Origin of the sequence: Candidatus Rickettsia tasmaniensis, from assembly GCF_036857515.1 — a bacterium.
GTDB lineage: Bacteria > Pseudomonadota > Alphaproteobacteria > Rickettsiales > Rickettsiaceae > Rickettsia > Rickettsia rickettsii.
Window position 1 is genome coordinate 1 of the sequence record NZ_JAQCNX010000093.1, and the last position, 598, is coordinate 598.

The window sequence follows — 598 nt, forward strand, 5'->3', positions numbered from 1 at the left end:
AGTACTACAGCGTACTCTTTAGTACGTGAGGATGAGAGTACCGTATTGATACACAAATTACCTTTAGAAGCAAGTTATGCAAGAAGTCGGTCACTGTTTGTTTTTTATCTTATTTTTCTGATGTCATCCCCGCGGAGGCGGGAATCCAGTAAAACCTATAAAAACTTGTTTTTATAGGTTTATTTTGTTAATTAATGTGTAATTGTTGAGATCGGGATTAAGGCTACTTTTTCTGGATTCCCGCCTCCGCGGCGATGACATCAGTACAATAAGGTAAAACACACGCAGAGACCGACAACTTGCATAACATAACTAATAAAGAAGAATTTGAAGGAAACACGGAATGCAGTACTACAGCGTACACTTTAGTACGGGAGGATGCGAGTACCGGATTGATACACAAATTACCTTTAGAAGCAAGTTCTGCAAGAAGTCGGTCACTGTTTGTTTTTTATCTTATTTTTCTGATGTCATTCCCGCGGAGGTGGGAATCCAGAAAAAGTAGCCTTAATCCCGATCTCAACAATTACACATTAATTAACAAAATAAACCTATAAAAACAAGTTTTTATAGGTTTTACTGGATTCCCGCCTCCGCG

Annotated in this window: 1 protein-coding gene and 1 pseudogene; both read left to right on the plus strand. The window is 38.6% G+C overall.

Annotated elements, in window-relative coordinates; genetic code table 11:
• On the plus strand, nucleotides 1–177 hold a 177-nt coding region (locus tag O6R16_RS08135; protein WP_499680712.1), incomplete at its 5' end, for a palindromic element RPE1 domain-containing protein.
• A gap of 122 nt (nucleotides 178–299) precedes the next feature.
• Nucleotides 300–437: pseudogene (locus O6R16_RS08140) on the plus strand (palindromic element RPE1 domain-containing protein); the annotation flags it as partial.
• Nucleotides 438–598: the final 161 nt, after the last annotated feature.